This window comes from Proteiniphilum propionicum (assembly GCF_022267555.1).
In the GTDB taxonomy this organism is placed as follows: Bacteria; Bacteroidota; Bacteroidia; order Bacteroidales; family Dysgonomonadaceae; genus Proteiniphilum; species Proteiniphilum propionicum.
Map to the genome: position 1 here is coordinate 2,832,501 of NZ_CP073586.1, position 20,772 is coordinate 2,853,272.

Sequence of the window (20,772 nt, forward strand, 5' to 3'; positions counted from 1 at the left end):
AAACAGGTTGATTGCCCTGAACCCTTTCAACGGTAGAAAACTGGAATAGATGATCTTCATATTTACCCTGTTTTGTACATTATCACAGGTCTATCCTCTTTTTAGAACCTTTCTTAATACCAAAGGTAAAAACATTCCGTAATTTTTGTAACTTTGCATCCTTAAAAATTGATAAATCAAAGATGAACTGATATGAATAATAATTATTCCCCCGATCTTCCGTATAAAGTGGCGGATATTAATCTAGCTGATTTTGGAAGGAAAGAGATAGATATTGCTGAGCATGAGATGCCCGGCTTAATGTCGATACGTAAAAAATATGCATCGGAAAAACCGTTGAAGGGCGCTCGTGTGACAGGTTCGCTGCATATGACCATTCAGACTGCTGTACTAATTGAGACTCTGGTAGAGTTGGGTGCTGATGTGCGTTGGGCCAGCTGCAATATCTTTTCCACCCAGGATCATGCCGCTGCAGCAATTGCAGCAGCGGGAGTTCCAGTGTTTGCATGGAAAGGTGAAACACTGGAGGAGTACTGGTGGTGCACGGAGATGGCATTGCGTTTCCCTGGCGGCAAGGGACCTAACCTGATTGTTGATGATGGTGGGGATGCATCACTTTTGGTACATATGGGATATAGGGCCGAAAATGATTCCTCCACTATAGACAGGAAAGGAGCCAATCGTGAAGAGCAGGCTATCCTCGATACCTTGAACCGGATTCTGAAAGAGGACAACCAGCGTTGGCACAAGACTGTGGCTGAGATGAAGGGAATCTCCGAGGAGACCACTACCGGAGTGCACCGGCTTTACCAGATGATGGAAAGAGGTGAACTGCTGGTTCCAGCCATTAATGTAAACGACTCGGTTACCAAGTCGAAGTTCGACAACCTTTATGGTTGCCGCGAATCGCTTGCCGACGGTATTAAAAGGGCTACCGATGTGATGATTGCCGGCAAGGTTGTTGTTGTACTCGGATATGGGGATGTGGGAAAGGGATGTGCCCACTCAATGCGTTCATACGGCGCAAGAGTGATTGTAACCGAAATAGATCCTATCTGTGCATTACAGGCCGCTATGGAGGGGTTTGAAGTGACCACCATGGAGGAAGCTGTAAAAGAAGGTAATATTTTTGTAACCACTACCGGTAACCGTGATGTGGTGACCATTGAACATATGCTGCAGATGAAGGATCAGGCTATTGTATGCAACATAGGTCATTTTGATAATGAGATTCAGGTTGACAAGTTGGTTAATTACCCGGGAATTGTACATCTGAATATTAAACCACAAGTGGATAAATACACTTTTCCTGCAGGTAATTCACTGTTCCTGCTTGCCGAAGGCCGTCTGGTTAATTTAGGATGCGCCACCGGCCATCCTTCTTTTGTGATGAGCAACTCGTTCTCTAACCAGACTCTTGCACAAATGGACCTCTGGAAGAATAATTACGAAACGGGTGTATATCGCTTGCCTAAGCATCTTGATGAAGAGGTAGCGAGGCTGCATCTGGAACGGATAGGCGTGAAACTTACTACACTTACACAGGAGCAGGCCAAATATATTGGAGTGCATTTGGAAGGTCCCTATAAACCGGAACATTACAGGTACTGATACGCGCCATTAATATTTTGAATATAAGGCGCATAGCCGTATGTGTGCAAAATAAACCGTTTTTTATTGCATTAACAGTTGGAAAATTAAAATAAAGATTTTATCTTTGCACTCGCTTTTGCAAGAAAGCATTTAGGCTGATTCGCTAGCTCAGCAGGTAGAGCACATCCCTTTTAAGGATGGGGTCCTGGGTTCGAGCCCCAGGCGGATCACTGCGCAACCCGCCATCAAAGCGGGTTTTTCTTTGTTTAAGCCGATTGTAAGCCATTTAAACAGTTCCTCATTTAGTCGTTATTAGTCCAAAATAGTGCTATTTTTGTATCAAACACCCAAACGGTACAAAAATATTAAGATTATGAATAAAGGGAAGTCCAGACTATCAATGATAGTTGGGATTTTTTCGTTTTTGGGGTAAAAGCAGAAAATAGCTATTTTAGGCATATTTCACAGGTACAGATCGTGGAGCTGTTTGATATCGGAGGCCTTATAAAGAATCTTATCGTCTAATTTGATAAATGACAGTTTTCCCGTTTCCCAATAATCTTCAGGAGCTCAACGAATACTACCAGACCAAAATCCGGGAGAAAGAATCGGGAAAAGCCAATTTTCAAAACCTTATTACAAATCTCGTCAATCCATCGGGATAAGTGCGTAGCGAGTATTGGCAATTATGCTGCGATAGAACTTCACGAATGAAAAGCAGTCCGATTCCTTGTCCAGAAGGTTTACTCGAAAAAAACGGATTAAATAGCTTATTTTCAATATCCTTACTTATGCCTTTGCCATTATCGGCAATTTCGAGTGAGTTAGATTCGGCATCGGTTTTAATAATAATTTCGCCGTCTTTATCGATACTTTCGACTGAGTTTTTGATAATATTTAGCAATGCTTGTTCAAAAAGCGACGCATCCAATTGCAACGGTTGTAGGTTTCTGTCGGGATGAAGAGTGAGTTTTATGTTTCGATTATGGCACATAACTTCCATAAATCGGGTCATTGATTGGATTAAACCGTTCAAATCGGTTGGAACAAGCTCCGCTTTGGGTATTTTTACCACATCGGCAAAGTTGGTGATAAAATGGCTCATGCTATAACAACGCTCCACACAAACCTGCATGGTTTGTAGCAAATCTTGAGTTTTGGCGATGTCTTCCAGTTCCTTTCCAACGGTATCGAGCGTGGAAGTGATGCCGGCCGTGGTGTTATTCACTTCGTGCGAAATCATACGGATGACTTTTTCATAAGCCTTTTTCTCGGCACGCCGCACTTCTTCCGTAAGACTTTCGAGAAGATAGAAAGGGCGCGGGAAACCACGGTCGATAAACGATTCCAGTGTGCACTTGTACACTGCACCGTCGTTCAGGCTGATGGTTCGGGTTTCGTGCATCGGGATGCGGGTAAGGTCGATGAGGACATCGGTTTTCACGTCCGACAGAGTGCGTCCTTTTACGTCTTCCGGACGCTTTATTCCCATTATTTTTAGAGCAGCGGGATTGAGTTCTGCTATCCGATGGTCGTAATCTAGCACAATAACACCCATGGGTGATGCCTTAATGAGCAAATCGAGAAATTCGTTTTGCTCCCGGAGCCTGAGTCGCTCGTTTTTCAACTGCTCCATCATTTTGTTGAAAATTTCCACCACGCGGTCGGCTTCAAGCTGACCTACTTTACGCAGGCGTGAACTGAAATCCTGCTCGCGCAACAAATCCATACCGCTACCGATATTTTGCAACGGACGAACCGTTTTTCCGTAGAAAAAAAAGAGATAAGAGAGCGTGCCCAATATTATCACTTCAACGGCAACTGCTTTCCATGAAAAGCTGCTCAGCGTTTCGTAAAAAGTAACCCCGAAAATCAGAAGCAATAGAATTGCCAAAATATAGAAATAGCCACGTAGCTTCATTTTAATTTACGATTTTAGATTTACGATGTACGAATTAGCCCAATCTCCAAATCCACCAGTCACACCATCACAACCCATATTTCTCCATTCTTCGATACAATGCCGCGCGACTTATTCCAAGTGTACGCGCCACTTTCGACAGATTTCCGCCACATTGCTCCATAGCTTGCAAAATGGATTGCATTTCCATTTCTTCCAGCGTTAAACCAAGGGGAATTGTTTGCAGCGAATTTGAAAGCACCGCATCGTCTTGCAGCTGAATATCGGCAGCATCAATCATCGATTTACCGCTTACGAGGATAGTACGGTCTATAAGATTCTTTAACTCGCGGATATTGCCCCGAAAAGGCATTTTCTCCAGCAATTCGAAAGCTGCCGACGTGAACTCGACTTTTGACAGACGATTTTGCAACGACTGCCGGTCGGCAAAAAATTGCGCCAAGAGCGGAATATCTTCGGTTCGCTCGCGAAGCGCCGGCAAATGTATCTGGATGAGATTGATGCGGTAAAAGAGGTCTTCGCGAAACGTTTTTTCATGAACCATTTTCGCTAAATCGGCATTGGTGGCGCTTAACACACGCACATCAACCTTGCGCGGAAGGCTATCACCCAACACCTCGAAGGTTTGGTCTTGTAACACGCGCAACAGTTTCACTTGACAAGCCTTGTCCAATTCGCCAATCTCATCGAGAAAAATGGTGCCGTTATCGGCCAATTCAAAACGTCCGGTGCGGTCGGTATGAGCATCAGTGAAAGCGCCTTTTTTATGTCCGAACATTTCACTTTCAAACAAACTTTGCGATACGCCGCCCAAATTTACTTTCACGAAACGACTGCTTCGGCGTGCGCTGTTTTTGTGAATAGCCTCCGCAATAAGTTCTTTTCCTGTTCCGGTTTCGCCCGTGATTAGCACCGAAGCGTTTGTATCGGCAATCCGGGCAACGGTGGAAAGCACGTTCAGCATTGAATCGGATTTGCCGATAATTGCTGAAAAATCGTACATAGAGTCAAGTTCTTTACGTGTTTTAGGCACATCGTCAAGCACCGATTTCTTGCATCCCAAATCGAGCGCGGTTTCTACCGATTTCAGCAGTTGGCGGTTGTTCCATGGTTTCGTCATAAAATCGAACGCTCCCAGCTGCATCCCTTTCACAGCCAATGCTATGGAGCCCCACGCCGTGATAAGTATAACGGGAATACCGGGACAAAAAACCTGCATTTTCTGCAGCAAATCCAATCCTTCATCGCCTTTGGTGGTCAGTGAAAAGTTCATATCCATCAGCATCACATCGGGCGTGGTATGGCGTACGAAAGCCAGAGCGGCTTCAGGTGAGGCCACACAATGGAATTCGTGTCCCGCACGTTTCAGCAAAAGCGAAAGCGAAGATCGGACGGCAGCATCGTCATCAATAATGAGAATCATAGTTGTTTTTTTAGCGTCAAGTATTCCGAAACGACTTTGCGTTCAAAAAATGGGATGATACACTTTTAACATAGTCCGCTCCCTATCTTGTGCCTGACTTTCGGCAAACAGGGGGTGGCTTGTAAGGGGTTGCCAAACAATACCTAAAAGTAAGTGTCAAAATTACAAATAATAATCGAAAAAAGTATGGTTTGTCATTCAAAAATACCTATCTTTATAATTATTCATATAATATCACTTAGTGCTTATTTATGCGTAGTTTTGATAATATATTATCAGTTATTGACCGAAATGCCGACACAATATTAAAAAACATATCGGCAAAAGTGAAAGTCAGAAGATTGGAAATGAACCTTACGCAAGAAGGACTTGCTTCACGTGCGGGCATCAGCTACGGTACGTATCGTCGTTTTGAAACTTCGGGTGACATATCGTTACGAAATCTTGTTATGGTGGCGATGGCGCTAAACTCTGTTGACGATTTCGACAAACTCTTTCCCGAGCCTACCTACCGAAGTATCAGTGATTTAAGCGAACGCAATATAATTTCCACCCGAAAAAGAGGCAAAAGAAATGAATAATACCTCATCCATCGTATCCGTCTTCTGGAATCAACGCTTGGTCGGACAATTGGCACTGACACCCGAAGGACGCTGCGCTTTTGAATACAATCCAGCATTTGTTTCGAAGGGAACGTCCATATCGCCATTTTTTTGCCGTTGCGTCAAGAATTGTTTCTCGCTAAAGTAACTCCCTTCCCGGGCGGATTCGGCGTGTTCGACGACAGTCTTCCCGATGGTTGGGGACAATTACTTCTTGACCGCTACCTGCATTCAGTAGGTGTTGATGTACGCCGATTGACCCTCTTGCAGCGTTTATCGCTCGTGGGTTCCAACGGGCGGGGAGCATTGGAATACGTGCCCGACAAATCGGTTTTTGCCGAATATCCAGATTCGGATTTACACGTAATTTCTAAAGAAATACGAGAAATGCTTTCCGGCAACGACGACAAAAACAGTCTTGAGGAGCTTTATGTTCGTGGCGGTTCACCCGGTGGCGCCCGCCCAAAAATCTTCTATTGTCACGACGGAAAGGAGTGGCTCGTGAAATTTCGGGCAAGTAATGACCCTGCAAATATGGTAGAAACAGAATACCGCTATTCGCTTTTGGCGAGAAAATGCGGTATCGAGATGCCCGAAACACGTCTCTTTGAAAACAAATACTTTGGCGTAGAACGATTCGACCGCACACTTGCGGGTCAAAAAATTCACGTTCATAGTGATGCCGGAATGCTTCACGCCGATTACCGCATTCCGAGTCTGGATTATATCGATTTGCTCAAACTTTGCCGCTACATCACTTCCGATATGGAAGAGGTGAAAAAGTTATTTCGCCAAATGGTTTTCAATGTTGTAATCGAAAACAAGGACGATCACGCAAAAAACTTCGCCTTTGTATATTCAGACAACCGTTGGAAGTTATCGCCCGCTTATGATTTACTGCCATCTGACGGATTTAACGGTTTTCATACCACAACCGTAAACGGCAACGGTTTGCCTACGGCCGACGATATGCTGGTTGCCGGAAAAGAGGTGGATTTGAGCGTTTCGGTCTGCAAACAGATAATTGAAGAAGTGACGGATATTTGTGGTAATATCGCAACGTCAGATGTTCTATCGTAAAATTTCATTTCAGTCTTATTTAACGCAACAGTCATTACGGTAATGTGTGTCGCGTTAGCGAAGATATTTGTAAATTCAAAATAAGCAAAGAATAGGGATATTTTTATCCATACATAACATTCTTAACGATTTACCAATTTTTCGAACTCGGCATCCAAGTCCGTTTCTTTTTCAAAATCGTACAACGTAAGGCTGCGCAACTGATAGAGATAGTACCAGTACAAATGCATTTCCGAAACATATTTTGCCCGGGCATTGTCCTTTGAGAGCTGCGCGTCGTTGAGATCGAGGGTATTGATTTTACCGATCATAAACGATTCTACCGAAGTCTTGTACCGCTGTTGCGCTATTTCGTCGGCCTCGCGGGCGATGCGCAACTGTTCCGTCTGGTTGTTGTATTGCTCCACCAACAGGAAAATATCTTGATTGAAATTCATCTGCTCCTGTTTCAACCGGCTGGCAATCACTTCCCGGTTGGATTCCGCCACTTTCACGCGTCCCCGCCGCTTTCCCCAGTCGAGAATGGGGATTTTTACGCCCACCTGCACTATCTGGTAGTCCATCAGAATTTGGTATGCCGATTTAAAATACTGTTCTTGTCCGGTATAGCCAACCGATGCGAAAAGGTCTATTTCGCGTTGTGCGCCTTTTGCTTGTGCCACTTCATAGTCGGCTTCCAGTTGACGATGACGGATATTTTGAGCGAATGGGTTGTTTTCCTGTGCTTTAGCAAGTACATCCTGGTAATTTATAACGGGATAATTAAGCATTTCGGGAATTATTGGATCGATACTGTCCGATTCGCTTAATCCCAAAAACGAGCGCAGACGGAACATCGCACCGTTGAGTGACGATTGTTCCTTGGTAAGGTTCGATGCAGCTTTCAGTGCCGATAGTTTCAATTGTAGCAATTCGTTTTCCGATATTTGCCCCATTTGCCGCCGTGCTTGTGCGATTTCAAAAATGCGGTCGGCATTCTCCTTGTTTTGCATAGCAATGTTCAAGTTTTCTTTAGCCAGCAGTAACTGAAAGTAATACATAATAGCTCTGAGTGTTACCGTCTCTACATTTTCCAGGTAAGCTGCTTGCGCTTCCTTGTATCGAATGGGTTCGATACGTCGTTTCCATTTCATGTTGTTGACGGCAAATATCGGCTGTGAGAGTGTTACACCTACCGGAACGGTCATATAATAACGGTTTGCACCAGCCGTGTTGAGCGGATCGACAAATTGCATCGATGTGTTTACCGATAATTTCCCGCCCGTAAACCAGATGTTTTGGTCGATAGAAACATTACCTGTTACTCGTAACGAGTTGTTTCGTACGTATTTGTATGTCCCGTCTTCGGATTGATATAAGTTGTAGCTTTTTCGATAATCGGGCAACGTGGCGCTAAAATTAACTTCAGGCAGCAGGTCGGCACGATACGTGCGGTATTCCCAATACGATGTTTTAAGCTGATTGAGCGCCACGGCAGCATCTACCGATTGCAAACGCGCCAGTTCAATGGCTTCGGGAAGCGTCAGCGTTTGTTGCGCCGATGCTCCCGTTGCCATGATGAACACAAAAAGTAGAGTTATTAAGTATTTGGGATTTGCTATCTGGAATTTGGTATTTTCCCTAAATCCAAAAATCTGAAATATCTTTTGAGTACTATGAATAATTGTTGAGTGCATAATTTATCTTTTTATTTTTTATTTTTTATTTGGTATTGTAGAGATTTAGCACATCACTACTATTCTGATTTCAATAATTCAGAAATATCCAACTGTTTGATTTTGCGTGAAGGAATCCATATTCCGATCCAAAGGAAAATCAGCATCAGAAATGCGGTTACTGCAATAGCAGGCAAAGTGAGTTTGGCGGTAAATGTTTCTACTCCAAAATAACGAATGGCAAAAAATACCACAAGGGCAAAAACAAAAGCTCCCATCAATATCACCAAGTTTTCGAGAAAAATGTAACCGATTAGCTGCGGTTTCGAACGCCCTAAGGCGTATCGAATACTCCATTCCTGTTTTCGGCGTTCGGAGGTAAACCAAATAACGGCCACAAACGAAAGCAACGCGACCAAAAGCATAAACACGCGCGATAATAGAAACTGAAGCAGAAACATATATGCATAGAGGTTTACGGCTAATTCTTTATCGGAAATGGTTTCATAAGAAATAATATAATTGTTGATGCCGTAAGCCGATGCCAACAGATTTTCGAGCGAACGGGAAAAAGCCGGTTCCTCTCCTGTTTTTGTGCGAATGGTAAAAGCACCGTCTGGCTTTTCGTAATAGAAGAAAGACGGCGAAAAATTACTTTGCTTACTTTGCCGGATAGAGTTGCATACTCCCACAATAGCATATTTATTATCTTCATATTCAAATGATTTCCCTGTCACATTTTCTTCGTGGAAAAGAAGTTTCGCCATTTCGGGTGTAACCACTATACCATTAGAAATATGGTCGGACGGCCGCAACCAACGACCGTGTAACATCCTGATCCCCATCAAGTCTGCCATTTCTTCATCGCCACGTCGCGGATATGCCGAGAAAATGGTGTCGCTGTGTCCTTTTATGCTGATTCTGTTGTAATTGTAAATTAAATTGGGTGTTCCGAAAGACACTTTTTCCACGTAAGGTGATGCTTTCAACCGATTATACAACTCCACGTCCCGGATACTATCTGTTGCCTGATCTTTATTTTTGGTTCCGGCATATAGAATACCGATGTTGTCTAGTTCATACCCGCGGGGCAGGAAGTAATACTGCAGCCGCTGCATCATTCCGCCGATTGACAGGATGTTTACCAATACGGCTGCCGAAAGCAGTAGAAACGACAAAAGAGTTGTTACTTTGTTGCGGCTGATAATTCGCAGGATGTGTGAAATCATAATTCGTCTCCTTTCAATAGGTTTAAAACAGATTGACGATTGACGCGTACGATGGGCAGTGCCACACTGGCGGCTAAAAATACCACGAGCGTGAGCAGCAAGTGCGACAGCATACGCCAAGTGAATGAGAGCCACGCGCCGCCTTCAAAATTACCGGCATCGGCTCCGCTGATAAAGACTACCGGATAGAGATACACGGTCAAGTAAGCCAGAAAAACACCCAACACAATCCCGATTGAGATAATGACCGCGTTTTCGATAATCAGTTCGCCGTTAATTTCAAGTCTTCCCGCACCTACCATCCGGCGGATACCTATCTCGGTGCTGCTTTCGTTGGCACGCGCAAAATTCAGGCACATCAGTGCCAGTAGCGGAACCAGTAACAACCCCAAAGTGGACAGGTAGTTTCGCCAGATATCGGCTGCCGAAAATTGATATTTGTCCCGGTTTTTGTTTTTCCCGAAAAAATCGTTCATCCGGGTACTTATCATCGCCCGTGTTATTTTCATTTCGGGCTCCATTTCCTTGTTTAGTCCGGCAATGAGAGAGTTGTACTCCCGATGAATTTGGGCAAAATCCGACCGTTTGCGGGCAAGCGTTTGAACGAGATACAAGCCTTGTACTGCATTTTCGTCGTACGCCGAACTGTCGCCGTGAATTTTTCCGCCCCACGCCGTGTAAGGCATCCAAAATTCGCCAAAGGCATACGTGGACGAATAGGGTACATTTTCTACTACACCGCAAACGGTAAGCCGAAGTCCTTCTATTTCAATCTGCCTTCCAACAACCTGTGTCTCATTACCAAAGAACCGTTTTCGCGATGTTTCGGAAATAACCACCAACGGCTTATTTTCGGCAACGTCTTTCTCGGAATAAGGCAACCCTTCCACGAAACGAAACTTCATAACGTCCCAATAAACGCCATCGGTAGCGCGAAACGGAATCCGGTTTATTCTTCCGTTCTCAAACACCTCCCAATAACGCACCCACGTGAAAAAAGATACCTTTTCGGGCGATTTCATCGCTTTCATCCTTTTACAGAGTTTTAATCCGGCAAAAATCGTTTGCGTGCGGTTATCGGGATACATTATTTCTACGCTCGCAAGATATAAACTGCGATTCACAAACGGTTCATTCGGGTTGTTGGCGCCAATGCTGTCTATCCGAAGTTGTTGCTGCGCCACAAACATTACGGTAAGTGCTATGAGCACAATGTAGGCAATTACCAAAAATCGCTTTTGGAAGATACTTTTTAGAATGTGGTATAAGTTGTTCATATCGGGTGATGCGAATTCTAAATCGCATAAATTTTATTTTTACTTTGTATCATATAAGGACGTTAAGACGTTGTAACAACTCTGCGGAAATTGCGGACTGTGAATGTTGTAACATTCGGTTGATGCTCTCTCCAAGTTGCCCAGTCTCCACGTCGTATATTACTCCTCCCTCAACGCCTCCACCGGATGCACCCGCGATGCCCGGCGGGCGGGAATCAGGACACCCAGCAGGATGATCCCGGCCATGATTGCGGCGGTAAAAAGCTGGGTGATCCAAAACCGGCTTCGGGTGTAGTCCATGGCATCGTTGAACGTGTAGGTCACATCCCAGAAAGCGAGATTGGCGCACACGATAAACGCGGGAATAAATGCCGACGCGAATACAATCATGCTCTCCAACAGGATGTAGTTCAACACCCCTTTGCGGCTTGCTCCCAACGCCATGCGCAGCCCGATTTCGGCGCGCCGCGATTCCATCCGGAACCAGAACGTCCCCAACATTCCCAGAAAGACGATAAACAAAAAGAAAACGAGCAAGCCGGTAATGATGCGTACGTAGCTGCTGATCCCGCTATGGATATCTGCCACTTCGGAACGGAAATCGTAGGACATGAAGCCGAAAAGGTAGTAAGGACCGATATTGAGTTTGCTTTTCATATCGTCCGTAAACTGCCGGGCAAATCCGGGAACATCGGCTGCGGGGCTCACCCGAACGGCGATGGCCGGAACGGAGTAGGCAAACCTTTTGTAATTGAGCGGGGTGTAAATGAGCGGTTCGTAACGTCCGTACCTGTCGTATTTCATCGGCGCCGATACGCCGGTTGCCCGATAGGTCAAATCGGGTTCGTAATAATCGCGGAACGTTTTGCCGATCACCGATGGCGAATGAAACAGCGAGTCCGCCAACTCGGGCGAGACCACCGCTCCTTGCGGCGAGGTGGCGATATTCCAACCGGTAAAACCGCCGTCGCGCATCTTTACTTTAAAAACCTTGTCGTAGCCCTCGCTCACGTACCTGATTTTGGCTCCGTAAGCGTTTTTTTCGTCCGCCGTATAACCCTGGAATATGGCGTTTTGACTGAAAATACTTGTGCCGGTATAATAAGCCGTTGCCTCCACGCCCGGATAGGCTTCCACCAGCTTTCTCACTTGCAGGAAAGGGTCTATCCAGTAATAATCGATGCTGTCGGTATTGTTTCTGTCGAACTGCCTTGTCTGGTGCGCCCCTAAGTTCAGCCGATAGACGTGTTCGGTGTTGACACCCATCGGCTCCAGGTTTTTGCGGATAACCACGTACATAAAATCCACGCAGTACCACAACAAAACCGATACAACCCATATTTCGACGAATATCCAGAAATTTGATTTCCGGTTTTTCCAGATTTGTTTGAATGCTGATTTCCACATACGATTATGCTCCTTTTATGGTTTCGATGATGGTTGTCCGCGATGCGTTCCACACGGGAACAATGGCCGACAACAGATTGATGAACAGACAGAACAGCAGCATCAGCACAAACAGCCACGGGTTGAAAAAAGCCGACGCGGGCAGGCTGAAACTTTCCGAGGCGTTTACTGTCATCAGATCTGCCAGTAACCTGTTTTTGAACAGCGCTACCGCGGCGAAGGAGAGCAGCAGGCCGGCCACGCCGCCAACGAGCGTGAGCATCAGGTTCTCGAACAGTAACTGCCTGCCCACCTGCCCATTGCTTGCACCGTACGCTTTGCGGACACCGATCTCTTCGTTCCGCTTTTTCATTTGCGTGGAGAGCAAGCCCGACATGTTGATCGCCGGGACAACGAGCAGGATAAGGATGAGAATCACGATGATTCTTGCCGGATGGGCTATATTGTCGCCGAAAAAACTGGCTTGCGGATGGGAACTCATTTTCAACTCGAAAGTGAAGTCGCGCAAGCCGTCGTTCAGTTTCTTGATGTTTTCCTCTATCTCCGCCCGCAGTTTGCCGGGTGACACCCCCTTTTTGGCAAGAACCACCACCCGGCACATCCCGCGCAGCCCTTCGGAGTATTCCTGTCCCCAGTCCATGGAAAGCTTGTCGGCCACAATCCACACGTCGCTGTATGCCTTGTTGAACAGCGAGCTGACGGATTTTACCACGCCCACCACACGATGGTCGTTAAAGCCGATGGTGATGGTTTTACCCATCGCCTCGTCCACGCCGCCGAATAAACCCAGAGCGAGCTTATCGGTTATGACGGCCACTTTCGATTGGGCGTCGAATTGCTCGTCCGTCAACGGATTTCCCGCCAGGAAGTCGAACCTGAAAATCCGGAAATAGTCAGGGTCCACCGGACTGACGATGCGCTTTTCGCGATTGGCGGGGCTTGTGCCCACAAAACCGACACCTTCGCCCTTGTTGACGATATAGCTCACGGTTTCGGCATTTTTCAGATTACCAAAAATCTTTTCCGCCACGCTTTTCGACATTCCCCTATTGGCGTTCGAACGGTCTTTGGTCAGATAAGAATAACCGTCGCCCGAATAGAATGTGCGGCTGCGGTTGATTTCAGGTGCCATATCCGCCGTGCGAAAAGCATAGACCATATACAGCGTCATCACGAAAGCGATGGTGAACGCCGTTGCCAATACCGAAATAAGGCTGAAAAGCGGATTGGATTTCCAGAGTTGGATAATTTGTTTGAAATATTGTTTTATCATATCGGGTGATGCGATTTCCAAATCGCGTTAATTTTGGGTGATGCGAAATACCGTTCGGCCTTAGCCAATTCCGATTCGCCTTTTTATTGTTCGTATTTTATTTCTCACTTCATGATACGGCGATAGGGAATTGAAGTCAACGTAGTTAAATCGCCGCTTCTCGTCATTCATTTGCGGGCCCGAAAATGTTTTATATTCATATTTTGAGTCCCCTCCGAAAAGTCTTTTTTGCCAAAAGCTTCTGTTATAATTGAAACTTTTGGTATATTTGCCGAAAGTTTCTGTTATAAATTACAAAAATGACAAAGAGATATATTTCACGTCCTTTATATTTAGAGAAAATCCGTCCCTTCGTCAATAAATCCCTTATAAAAGTTCTTGTGGGGCAACGCAGAACAGGGAAAAGCTATATGCTGCTGCAGCTTATGGACGAAGTGCGGAATGAAAACTCGCATATCATTTATATTGACAAAGAGCTTGAGGGATTTTCCCCGATTAATAACGACAAAGAACTATATAACTACGTTTTGTCTCAACTGAATCCGCAAAAGGACAATTACTTGTTTGTTGACGAAATTCAAGAAATAAGCTCTTTTGAGCGTTGTTTGCGAAGCCTGCTCAATGAAGAGCGATGCGATATATATTGCACCGGGAGCAACGCAAACCTGCTTTCGGGCGAGCTGGCAACTCTCCTGTCCGGACGGTACATAGAATTTAAAATACACTCGCTGGGCTATACAGAATTTCTCAAATTCAACAACATAGAGAATAGCGATGAAAGTCTTACCCATTTTCTCACCTTGGGCGGAATGCCTTTTCTGGACAATTTTGACTTGCAACAACAACCATCGTTTGAATACCTAAAGAACGTGTATTCTTCCATTTTGCTGAAAGACGTTGTAGCGCGCGAAAATATCCGCAATGTCGCTTTTCTCGAAAACTTGGTAATTTACCTCATTGACAACGTGGGTAATCTGTTTTCGGCAGCCAATATCAGCAAATATCTCAAATCGCAAAAAATAAATATGCCCACACAAACCGTACTCAATTACCTGCGGGCCCTGAGCAACGCTTTTTTTGTGTACCCCACCCGGCGGATAGATATTAACGGATTGAAAGTGTTTGAGATTGGTGAGAAATACTATTTTGAAGATTTGGGCCTGCGAAACGCCATTCGCGGCTTTAATATGCAAAACGAAATTAACAAGTTGATGGAAAACGCCGTTTTTCTGCATCTTTTGCACCATGATTATTCTGTTTACGTGGGGAATACCCATGGCAAGGAGATTGATTTCGTGGCGCAACGCGGCAATGAGCGCATTTACATTCAGGTTGCTTATATGCTGTATGATGATGCCGCCGTCAGGCGCGAATTTGGCAACTTGATGGAAATAGCGGACCATTATCCCAAATATGTGGTAACAATGGATTCGCTGCCAATGCAGTCGAGTTATAAGGGTATTCATCAAGTTCATTTGCGCACGTTTTTAAGCAACAAAATATAATTTTTGGCGCAGCAACTTATTTTATTTTCAGCGAACTGCTTCTATGAACCGTTTTGGTAACATTTTTCGGATTCCCATACACAACCACATCGCTTCCGCCGCTTACCGATACCTCGAGACTGTTTGTGACGCGAATATTGCCATCAGCCGCTCCCGAAAAATCGGCTGTACAATTCTGCGCGTTAAACTCGGCTGCCGACACATCGCTTCCGCCACCGGCACTGATGTTAAGTTCTGCGGTTTTTCCCGTCAGCGTAACATCGCTGCCACCATTCGAAACAACCCGGCATTTTTGTGCATTTATGTTTGTGAAGTCCACATCACTGCCGCCGCTCATATCGGCTTTCAGGTTTTGCATTGGCGATGAAAAAACGATTTCGGCATCGCTGCCGCCCGAAAAGTTTCCGGTAAAATTGTCGCAACTTAGCGTAAGGTTTTCCAAATCTGTCCCTCCGCTCATGGATAAATCAAAATCGTTTGTCTCCAACGGCGTTTCAAAACGAATATCCACGCCGCCCGACGCGGTTATTTTCTTCAAATCGGTAACGGTTACGTAAGCTTTTTGTGTTATGTTGCGCATATTGCGAAACGAGAATACATGGTTTTGGCTTTTATTGTAGATGTGTAACGTGCCGTTTTTCACTTCGATAACCGCACGGTCTAATATTTCTCGGCTCACTTCGGTAGTTACCGATTGGCGGTTGCCTTGCCGGATGATTATATCCCATCCGCCGGTTGCGCTGATGGACGAAAATGCCGCCACCCGACGGTTTTGTTTTACAACTCTGTTGCTTTGTGCCGATGTGCCTGCAATTGTTGTTGCAATAATTAATAATGTAAGAAATATTTTTGTTCTCATATTTGTAAATGTTTAATATTTAAAGTTTAAGGTTCAAAGTTCAGGGTTTGAAGTTGAGCGGAAATCATATTCACGCCAAAACTCGCAACCCGAAACTTATCAAGATATCTGCCTTCCGTCCAAGAACCGTATGGTGCGGCCGGTCTCCTTGGCTTTACTCTCGTCGTGGGTAACCATCACGATGGTGCGCCCCTCTTCGCGGTTGAGCCGGTGCAGCAACTCCATCACCTCGGCACCCATTTTCGAGTCTAAGTTTCCGGTCGGCTCGTCGGCAAGAATGATGTGCGGATTGCCGATCACGGCGCGGGCTATGGCCACGCGCTGGCACTGTCCGCCCGACAGCTGGGTGGGAAAATGGCGCATCCGGTGCGAAAGGCCCACCTTTTCCAGCACCGTTTCGGCCAGCCGGCGCCGCTCGCGGGCGCCCACCTGACGGTATAGCAGCGGCAGTTCCACGTTGTCCAACACGTTGAGCGAGTTGATCAGGTGAAAGCTCTGGAACACGAACCCCAAGTTTTCGTTCCGGAATTTGGCCAGCGCCTTGTCTTTCATCGTTGCCGTCTCTTTCCCGGCGATAATCACATTTCCGCTGGTGGGCGAATCCAACAGCCCCATCACATTGAGCAGGGTGGATTTTCCGCATCCCGACGGCCCCATTACGGCAAGAAACTCGCCTTTCTTCACTTCTAAGTTCACGTTTTCCAACGCCACGGTTTCAATTTCTTCGGTACGGTATATCTTATGTACCTGGTTGAGTTGAATCATTGTTTCCATATTTGTTCCAATTATTAATTGCTCATTGTTAATTGTTAATTACTCCTCCCTCAACGCCTCCACCGGCTGCACCCGCGATGCCCGGTATGCCGGAATCCATACGCTAAGCGCAACGACTATTGCCAGTAAAATAAAAGTAATTGCATTGGTGATGAAAAAGCGCAGCCATTTGTTATTGGTAATGTATCCGCTGTTGGCAACTTGCTGTCCCACCACTTCTATCACATCGGCTTGAACAAGAAAAGCGTTCACGCAAAAAGCGGGAATGGCGGCAAGGGTAAGCAACAAAATGGCTTCGGCTATGTATTGCGCCTGGAGTTTGTTTCGCGAACTTCCCAACGCCATACGCAAGCCAATTTCATTTCTTCGTGCCTGATTCCGAAACCAAAACGTACCGATAATTCCCAAAGCGATATTGAGCAAAAAGAAAATCATTACCCCGGAACGCATACGTATATTGTTGGTTGTTCCGTCCATAGCCTCCATATTGTATTTAACTGCCTTGTAGCTAACAATACTGCCGGTAATGTCGTTCTTGAAATTTTGGAGCGAGAAATTTTCACCCACCCGTATTGCTATTTCGGGTTCCCTGACAGTGCTGTCATTGCGCTGATAGAAAAAAGAATAACAGTGCTGTTCGTAATCGTATCGTTTCTGGCTTGCCACCACATCCGATACCACATACGGGGATGTGCCCACAAAAACAGTTTTGCCGTAAGCCGGTTCATCTTTAAACAGAGCTTTTGCCAAATTTTCGGACAACACGATGGAATTTTTATCCGAAAAATTCAAATGTCCCAACTTATCGGGGTTAATGACGGATTTAACTTTAAAAATTGAGAAATAATTTTCCGAGCCGACCGGTTTCGATTGCGCTCCGAAACCTTCGGAAGCGCTTGTTGTATCGGTCTTCACGGTATATCCCGAAAAAGAGTTACAAAAAGGGGTTGTTCCCGAGTATTTCCCGGTTAAAAAAGCGGTTTGCACGCCCGGATACCGTTTTACTTTATCGTAAAAAATACGGAAGGCTTCTTTGTCGGCATCCGTTGTCAGATCCCTGTGCTTCACGCGATACGTGTTTTCCATATCGAATCCTCGCGGCAGCAATCTGTTGTAAACCATCATAAAGCCATAATCTATGATGTACCAGGCCAAAACAAAGACGATGAAAAGCTCGGCAAAGATCCACGCGTTGCGGCGGCGTTGCGTCCAGATCTGTTTTAAAATATGTAGAATCATGAGGGTTGAATTTATTTGTAATGGTCGAAAAGGGCGTCGATGATGTTCTTTCGGGTAAACCTGTAAGCCGGCACGAGGGACGAGAGCAGATTCATCAGCAGCACCGCCAACAAGGCTCCTATAAATACCCGTATGTTGAACAGCATGGCCGGGGTCACACCGACCGCGTCGCCCAATTGCGCCGACATGTCGGTAATGTTATAAAGGATGCTGCTTGGAACAAGCCACTGGCTCGAAAAGTAAACGAGCAGGTAAGACAGCATCAAACCAACCGCTCCGCCCAAAAAAGTAAGCAGGAAGTTTTCAGTCACCACCTGTCGGACAAGCACCGTTCGGGTGGCACCAAATGCTTTACGTATGCCCAATTCAGGTAATCGTTTTTCCATGCGGCTGCTGTTTAATCCCGATAGATTAAGTACCGGAACCAGCAAAAAAACAAGCAACAGCGCCGCAAATGATCTTCTGATTTTGTGGATGGATAACGGTCTGTTCCCTTTGCGAAAGGATGCTGTGAAGGCATCATCGGGTTGTCCTAAAAGATTCATTTTCCACGTAAGGTTAGCCTCGTATTTGGCTATATTTTCTGCCACTTCTTTTCGTATTTTGGAAAAATGTTTTTCAGACGGCGCCAAAATAAATACCAAATAATTTCCCAAAATACCTTCGGCACCAAACGATTTCTCATAATTCTCGTTGGTTGTGTAGGGAATCCAGATATTGGCATACGTGTGGGAGAGAATATACGAAACGTCTTTTACCACGCCCGAAACCCGGTATTCCGCATCGTTCAGCAACACGGTTTTGCCAATGGCGGAATTCCCGCCGAAAAGTCTTTTCGCGGTGGATGCATCAATCACCGCTATCCGTATGCCCGAAGCAAATTCCTCCTTATTATACGGTTTCCCTTCCACAAACCGGAAACGAAACAGATTCCAGTAATTTGCATCCGTGTATTTGACCGTCATGGGCAACTCAAACTTCTGTCCCGGCAATGACAAAAGATTATCATCGCCAAAGGCATTGAATACCGCCGTGACCGTTTCGGCCGACTTTAAAGGATAGAACACGCTTTTTACCGTTTGTAGCGAAAGGTTGGAAGCCGACATTCCCCGTTGGGTGGTGTCTTTCGGATAAATTTCGACAGAACCTACATAGAGCATTCTGCTGCGATTGACTTCGGGCGGAATATTCCCGCTTTTTATGTACAAATACACCGACACAATCATTACCATTGTTATGGCCAGCGCGGTTCCCAGAATATAGATCACGCTGTAGAGTTTATTGTCTTTCAGCAGCTTCCACGCTTGTTTGAAGTATTGTCTGATCATTTTTTCGTTTTTAAACCTTATCCATCCTAATGTAATTTCCTTAATATGAGACCTTTAACTTACTTTTATTTCGATACTGACTCATATCCGAAACCACAACCTTGTCGCCCGAATTCAGGCCTGAAATAACCTCCACCCGTTCGTAGTTGCTTTCGCCGAGTTGTATTTTGCGTCTTTCCAGCGAGTTGCCGTTCAACACGAACAGTTCGTAAGTGCCCGGTCCGCTGTAATAGGGACCGTTGGCAATGCGCATTACATCGTCCTTTACGGCGTTCATCACATAGACATCGGTTTTCAGTCCTGAACGAAGACGACTGTGGCTGTCATCTTCCAATTGTACGGCAAACTGGATAACACCGTTTTTCGATAATGGAGTAACGCTGCTTACGACACCCCTAAGTTCATCGCTTCCGATACGTACCACCACTTTGTTTCCGGTAGAGATACGGTCGCCGTAGCTGTCGGCAATCTCACCGTCGATGCGGAAATGGGATAAATCGGAAAGAATGGCTACCTGTGTCCCTTGCGCCACACGCGCTCCCACCTGGCTGTTGATGTAAGTCAGGATGGCTTTTCGCGGCGAACGTATCTGCGCATCTTCGAGGATGCGTTTGGTTTCTGCCAGTGTTTTGCGGAATATTTCGAGTTCCAGCTCCTGTACCCGCAGTTCGGAGTCGGCAACCTGCTTGTCATTTTCGAATTTCTTGCGCGACTGTTCCTGTTCTAATTTTGCCACGTTGTAGCTAAGTTCCACCTCACGTACTTTGTCGGTAGTACCCGCGCCGATGCTGTCTAAATATTTTTCGTTGCGTACTTCTACCTGCATCTTGTCTATTTGCATATCGTTTACCTTCAGTTGCATTTCGGTATTGCTGATGGTGCTGTTGTTTTTGATGCGTTGTTGCTCAATGCGGTATTGTCGCATTTGCAACTCATCGAGCATCTTGCGGTAATCGGTTTCGATGCTTTGCAAATCCAGTCTCAGAAGCGGTGTGCCTACATCTACCGAGTCGCCCGCTTTCTTGTACACTTCCACAATGCGGCTTTCGATAGGTGTGTTGATGATTTCTTCGAACGCCGGCGCTACCTTCCCCGACGCGCTTACCGATACTTCAATGGTTCCGGTATCCACGGTTGAAAGTTGAATGTTTCTTAGATTGATGCTTTCACGCAAAAGCGAAATAATAATTGCTATCACAACAACGAAAACCAATATTACGGCTCCAAACTTGATGAGTTTTATGTTTCGTTCTTTGCGCAGAACTTCGTTGGGGATTTTTCTATCCATAGTCTTTTGTTATTTCTGACAAACAATTGTCAAAACGCGTGCCAGAAATATAAATTATTGATATTTAGCGATATAATAAAAATATAACTGCCCGATATCGAACAATTGTGTTCACTATCGGACAGTTTTGAAGTAGGAGTAATTAGCAAAAATTCAAACATTCTTTGAATAACTTTTAAAACTATCAAACTACTGGATAAATTATTTGCTCTCAATTCATAGTTATTTTCAAAAATAATAGCTACCTCTACGCCCATATTTTCACGACAGATGAAAATTAATGCAAAACATTGCACAAATTCACTGGTATAAATCGTGG

The 20,772-nt window shown here is 45.3% G+C and carries 18 protein-coding genes and 1 tRNA gene (1 of these 19 cut by a window edge); 6 read left to right on the plus strand and 13 right to left on the minus strand.

The window, feature by feature from the left end; genetic code table 11:
• Nucleotides 1-60 carry the 5' end (the start) of a hypothetical protein gene (locus KDN43_RS11685; RefSeq protein ID WP_238866342.1) on the minus strand. Its footprint begins 273 nt before the window's first position, so only the first 60 of its 333 coding nucleotides appear in the window; its start codon is at nt 58-60; its stop codon lies off the left edge, out of view.
• Between the two features lie 132 nt (nt 61-192).
• Here KDN43_RS11685 and ahcY point away from each other — a divergent pair, with 132 nt between their 5' ends.
• Together ahcY and KDN43_RS11695 are read left to right on the plus strand one after the other, a co-directional pair.
• Nucleotides 193-1,611 carry an adenosylhomocysteinase gene (gene ahcY / locus KDN43_RS11690; protein ID WP_238866344.1) on the plus strand — a complete coding sequence of 473 codons (1,419 nt, stop codon included), beginning with the start codon at nt 193-195 and terminating at the stop codon, nt 1,609-1,611.
• Nucleotides 1,612-1,750: 139 nt separating this feature from the next.
• Nucleotides 1,751-1,823, plus strand: a tRNA-Lys gene (locus tag KDN43_RS11695).
• A 395-nt stretch (nt 1,824-2,218) separates the two neighbouring features.
• Here KDN43_RS11695 and KDN43_RS11700 read toward each other — a convergent pair.
• Together KDN43_RS11700 and KDN43_RS11705 are read right to left on the minus strand one after the other, a co-directional pair.
• Nucleotides 2,219-3,514, minus strand: coding sequence for a sensor histidine kinase (locus KDN43_RS11700; RefSeq protein ID WP_238866346.1), 1,296 nt, complete (start codon nt 3,512-3,514; stop codon nt 2,219-2,221).
• A 67-nt stretch (nt 3,515-3,581) separates the two neighbouring features.
• Nucleotides 3,582-4,937 carry a sigma-54-dependent transcriptional regulator gene (locus KDN43_RS11705; protein WP_238866347.1) on the minus strand — a complete coding sequence of 452 codons (1,356 nt, stop codon included), beginning with the start codon at nt 4,935-4,937 and terminating at the stop codon, nt 3,582-3,584.
• A gap of 326 nt (nt 4,938-5,263) precedes the next feature.
• Here KDN43_RS11705 and KDN43_RS11710 point away from each other — a divergent pair, with 326 nt between their 5' ends.
• From KDN43_RS11710 to KDN43_RS11720, 3 genes are read left to right on the plus strand one after another with little or no spacing between them, the layout of a single operon-like run.
• Nucleotides 5,264-5,518, plus strand: a complete 255-nt coding sequence (locus tag KDN43_RS11710) for a helix-turn-helix domain-containing protein (protein ID WP_238866348.1) — start codon at nt 5,264-5,266, stop codon at nt 5,516-5,518.
• Nucleotides 5,511-5,687 (plus strand): HipA N-terminal domain-containing protein, encoded by a 177-nt coding sequence (locus KDN43_RS16465; RefSeq protein ID WP_256448705.1) that lies wholly within the window; start codon nt 5,511-5,513, stop codon nt 5,685-5,687. Before KDN43_RS11710 ends, KDN43_RS16465 begins: the two co-directional genes overlap by 8 nt.
• Complete coding sequence (locus KDN43_RS11720) at nt 5,669-6,619, plus strand: type II toxin-antitoxin system HipA family toxin (protein WP_256448706.1); 951 nt, start codon at nt 5,669-5,671, stop codon at nt 6,617-6,619. Before KDN43_RS16465 ends, KDN43_RS11720 begins: the two co-directional genes overlap by 19 nt.
• A gap of 122 nt (nt 6,620-6,741) precedes the next feature.
• On the opposite strand, the gene KDN43_RS11725 is transcribed toward KDN43_RS11720, so the two are convergent.
• The 5 genes from KDN43_RS11725 to KDN43_RS11745 all read right to left on the minus strand — a co-directional run bounded on the left by KDN43_RS11725 (nt 6,742) and on the right by KDN43_RS11745 (nt 13,481).
• Complete coding sequence (locus KDN43_RS11725) at nt 6,742-8,175, minus strand: TolC family protein (protein WP_238869466.1); 1,434 nt, start codon at nt 8,173-8,175, stop codon at nt 6,742-6,744.
• Between the two features lie 179 nt (nt 8,176-8,354).
• Complete coding sequence (locus KDN43_RS11730) at nt 8,355-9,503, minus strand: ABC transporter permease (RefSeq protein WP_238866349.1); 1,149 nt, start codon at nt 9,501-9,503, stop codon at nt 8,355-8,357.
• Nucleotides 9,500-10,780 carry an ABC transporter permease gene (locus tag KDN43_RS11735; RefSeq protein WP_238866350.1) on the minus strand — a complete coding sequence of 427 codons (1,281 nt, stop codon included), beginning with the start codon at nt 10,778-10,780 and terminating at the stop codon, nt 9,500-9,502. The genes KDN43_RS11730 and KDN43_RS11735 overlap by 4 nt, the downstream gene beginning before the upstream one ends.
• 159 nt (nt 10,781-10,939) lie before the next feature.
• On the minus strand, nt 10,940-12,187 hold the full coding sequence (locus tag KDN43_RS11740) for an ABC transporter permease (protein WP_238866351.1): 1,248 nt from the start codon (nt 12,185-12,187) through the stop codon (nt 10,940-10,942).
• Between the two features lie 4 nt (nt 12,188-12,191).
• Nucleotides 12,192-13,481: an ABC transporter permease gene (locus tag KDN43_RS11745; protein ID WP_238866352.1), complete on the minus strand. Its 1,290-nt coding sequence runs from the start codon at nt 13,479-13,481 to the stop codon at nt 12,192-12,194.
• 278 nt (nt 13,482-13,759) lie between these two features.
• Between KDN43_RS11745 and KDN43_RS11750 the strand changes: the two genes are divergently transcribed.
• Entirely contained in the window at nt 13,760-14,965 is a 1,206-nt protein-coding gene (locus KDN43_RS11750) for an ATP-binding protein (RefSeq protein ID WP_238866354.1), read from the plus strand.
• Nucleotides 14,966-14,981: 16 nt separating this feature from the next.
• Here the strand turns inward: KDN43_RS11750 and KDN43_RS11755 are convergent, their stop codons facing one another.
• The 5 genes from KDN43_RS11755 to KDN43_RS11775 all read right to left on the minus strand — a co-directional run bounded on the left by KDN43_RS11755 (nt 14,982) and on the right by KDN43_RS11775 (nt 20,453).
• On the minus strand, nt 14,982-15,824 hold the full coding sequence (locus tag KDN43_RS11755; protein ID WP_238866356.1) for a head GIN domain-containing protein: 843 nt from the start codon (nt 15,822-15,824) through the stop codon (nt 14,982-14,984).
• Between the two features lie 99 nt (nt 15,825-15,923).
• Nucleotides 15,924-16,589, minus strand: coding sequence for an ABC transporter ATP-binding protein (locus tag KDN43_RS11760; RefSeq protein ID WP_238869467.1), 666 nt, complete (start codon nt 16,587-16,589; stop codon nt 15,924-15,926).
• Between the two features lie 48 nt (nt 16,590-16,637).
• Entirely contained in the window at nt 16,638-17,837 is a 1,200-nt protein-coding gene (locus KDN43_RS11765) for an ABC transporter permease (RefSeq protein ID WP_238866357.1), read from the minus strand.
• Between the two features lie 11 nt (nt 17,838-17,848).
• A complete protein-coding gene (locus KDN43_RS11770; protein WP_238866359.1) occupies nt 17,849-19,165 on the minus strand; it encodes an ABC transporter permease in 1,317 nt (438 codons plus the stop codon).
• 40 nt (nt 19,166-19,205) lie between these two features.
• A complete protein-coding gene (locus tag KDN43_RS11775; protein WP_238866361.1) occupies nt 19,206-20,453 on the minus strand; it encodes an efflux RND transporter periplasmic adaptor subunit in 1,248 nt (415 codons plus the stop codon).
• Between the last annotated feature and the right edge of the window lie 319 nt (nt 20,454-20,772).

Coding starts and splice junctions, on each gene's coding strand:
- ahcY (WP_238866344.1), top strand. CDS start 193: ATGAATAATAATTATTCCCCCGATCTTCCGTATAAAGTGGCGGATATT.
- KDN43_RS11700 (WP_238866346.1), bottom strand. CDS start 3,514: ATGAAGCTACGTGGCTATTTCTATATTTTGGCAATTCTATTGCTTCTG.
- KDN43_RS11705 (WP_238866347.1), bottom strand. CDS start 4,937: ATGATTCTCATTATTGATGACGATGCTGCCGTCCGATCTTCGCTTTCG.
- KDN43_RS16465 (WP_256448705.1), top strand. CDS start 5,511: ATGAATAATACCTCATCCATCGTATCCGTCTTCTGGAATCAACGCTTG.
- KDN43_RS11725 (WP_238869466.1), bottom strand. CDS start 8,175: ATGGCAACGGGAGCATCGGCGCAACAAACGCTGACGCTTCCCGAAGCC.
- KDN43_RS11730 (WP_238866349.1), bottom strand. CDS start 9,503: ATGATTTCACACATCCTGCGAATTATCAGCCGCAACAAAGTAACAACT.
- KDN43_RS11735 (WP_238866350.1), bottom strand. CDS start 10,780: ATGAACAACTTATACCACATTCTAAAAAGTATCTTCCAAAAGCGATTT.
- KDN43_RS11740 (WP_238866351.1), bottom strand. CDS start 12,187: ATGTGGAAATCAGCATTCAAACAAATCTGGAAAAACCGGAAATCAAAT.
- KDN43_RS11750 (WP_238866354.1), top strand. CDS start 13,760: ATGACAAAGAGATATATTTCACGTCCTTTATATTTAGAGAAAATCCGT.
- KDN43_RS11755 (WP_238866356.1), bottom strand. CDS start 15,824: ATGAGAACAAAAATATTTCTTACATTATTAATTATTGCAACAACAATT.
- KDN43_RS11760 (WP_238869467.1), bottom strand. CDS start 16,589: ATGATTCAACTCAACCAGGTACATAAGATATACCGTACCGAAGAAATT.
- KDN43_RS11765 (WP_238866357.1), bottom strand. CDS start 17,837: ATGATTCTACATATTTTAAAACAGATCTGGACGCAACGCCGCCGCAAC.
- KDN43_RS11770 (WP_238866359.1), bottom strand. CDS start 19,165: ATGATCAGACAATACTTCAAACAAGCGTGGAAGCTGCTGAAAGACAAT.
- KDN43_RS11775 (WP_238866361.1), bottom strand. CDS start 20,453: ATGGATAGAAAAATCCCCAACGAAGTTCTGCGCAAAGAACGAAACATA.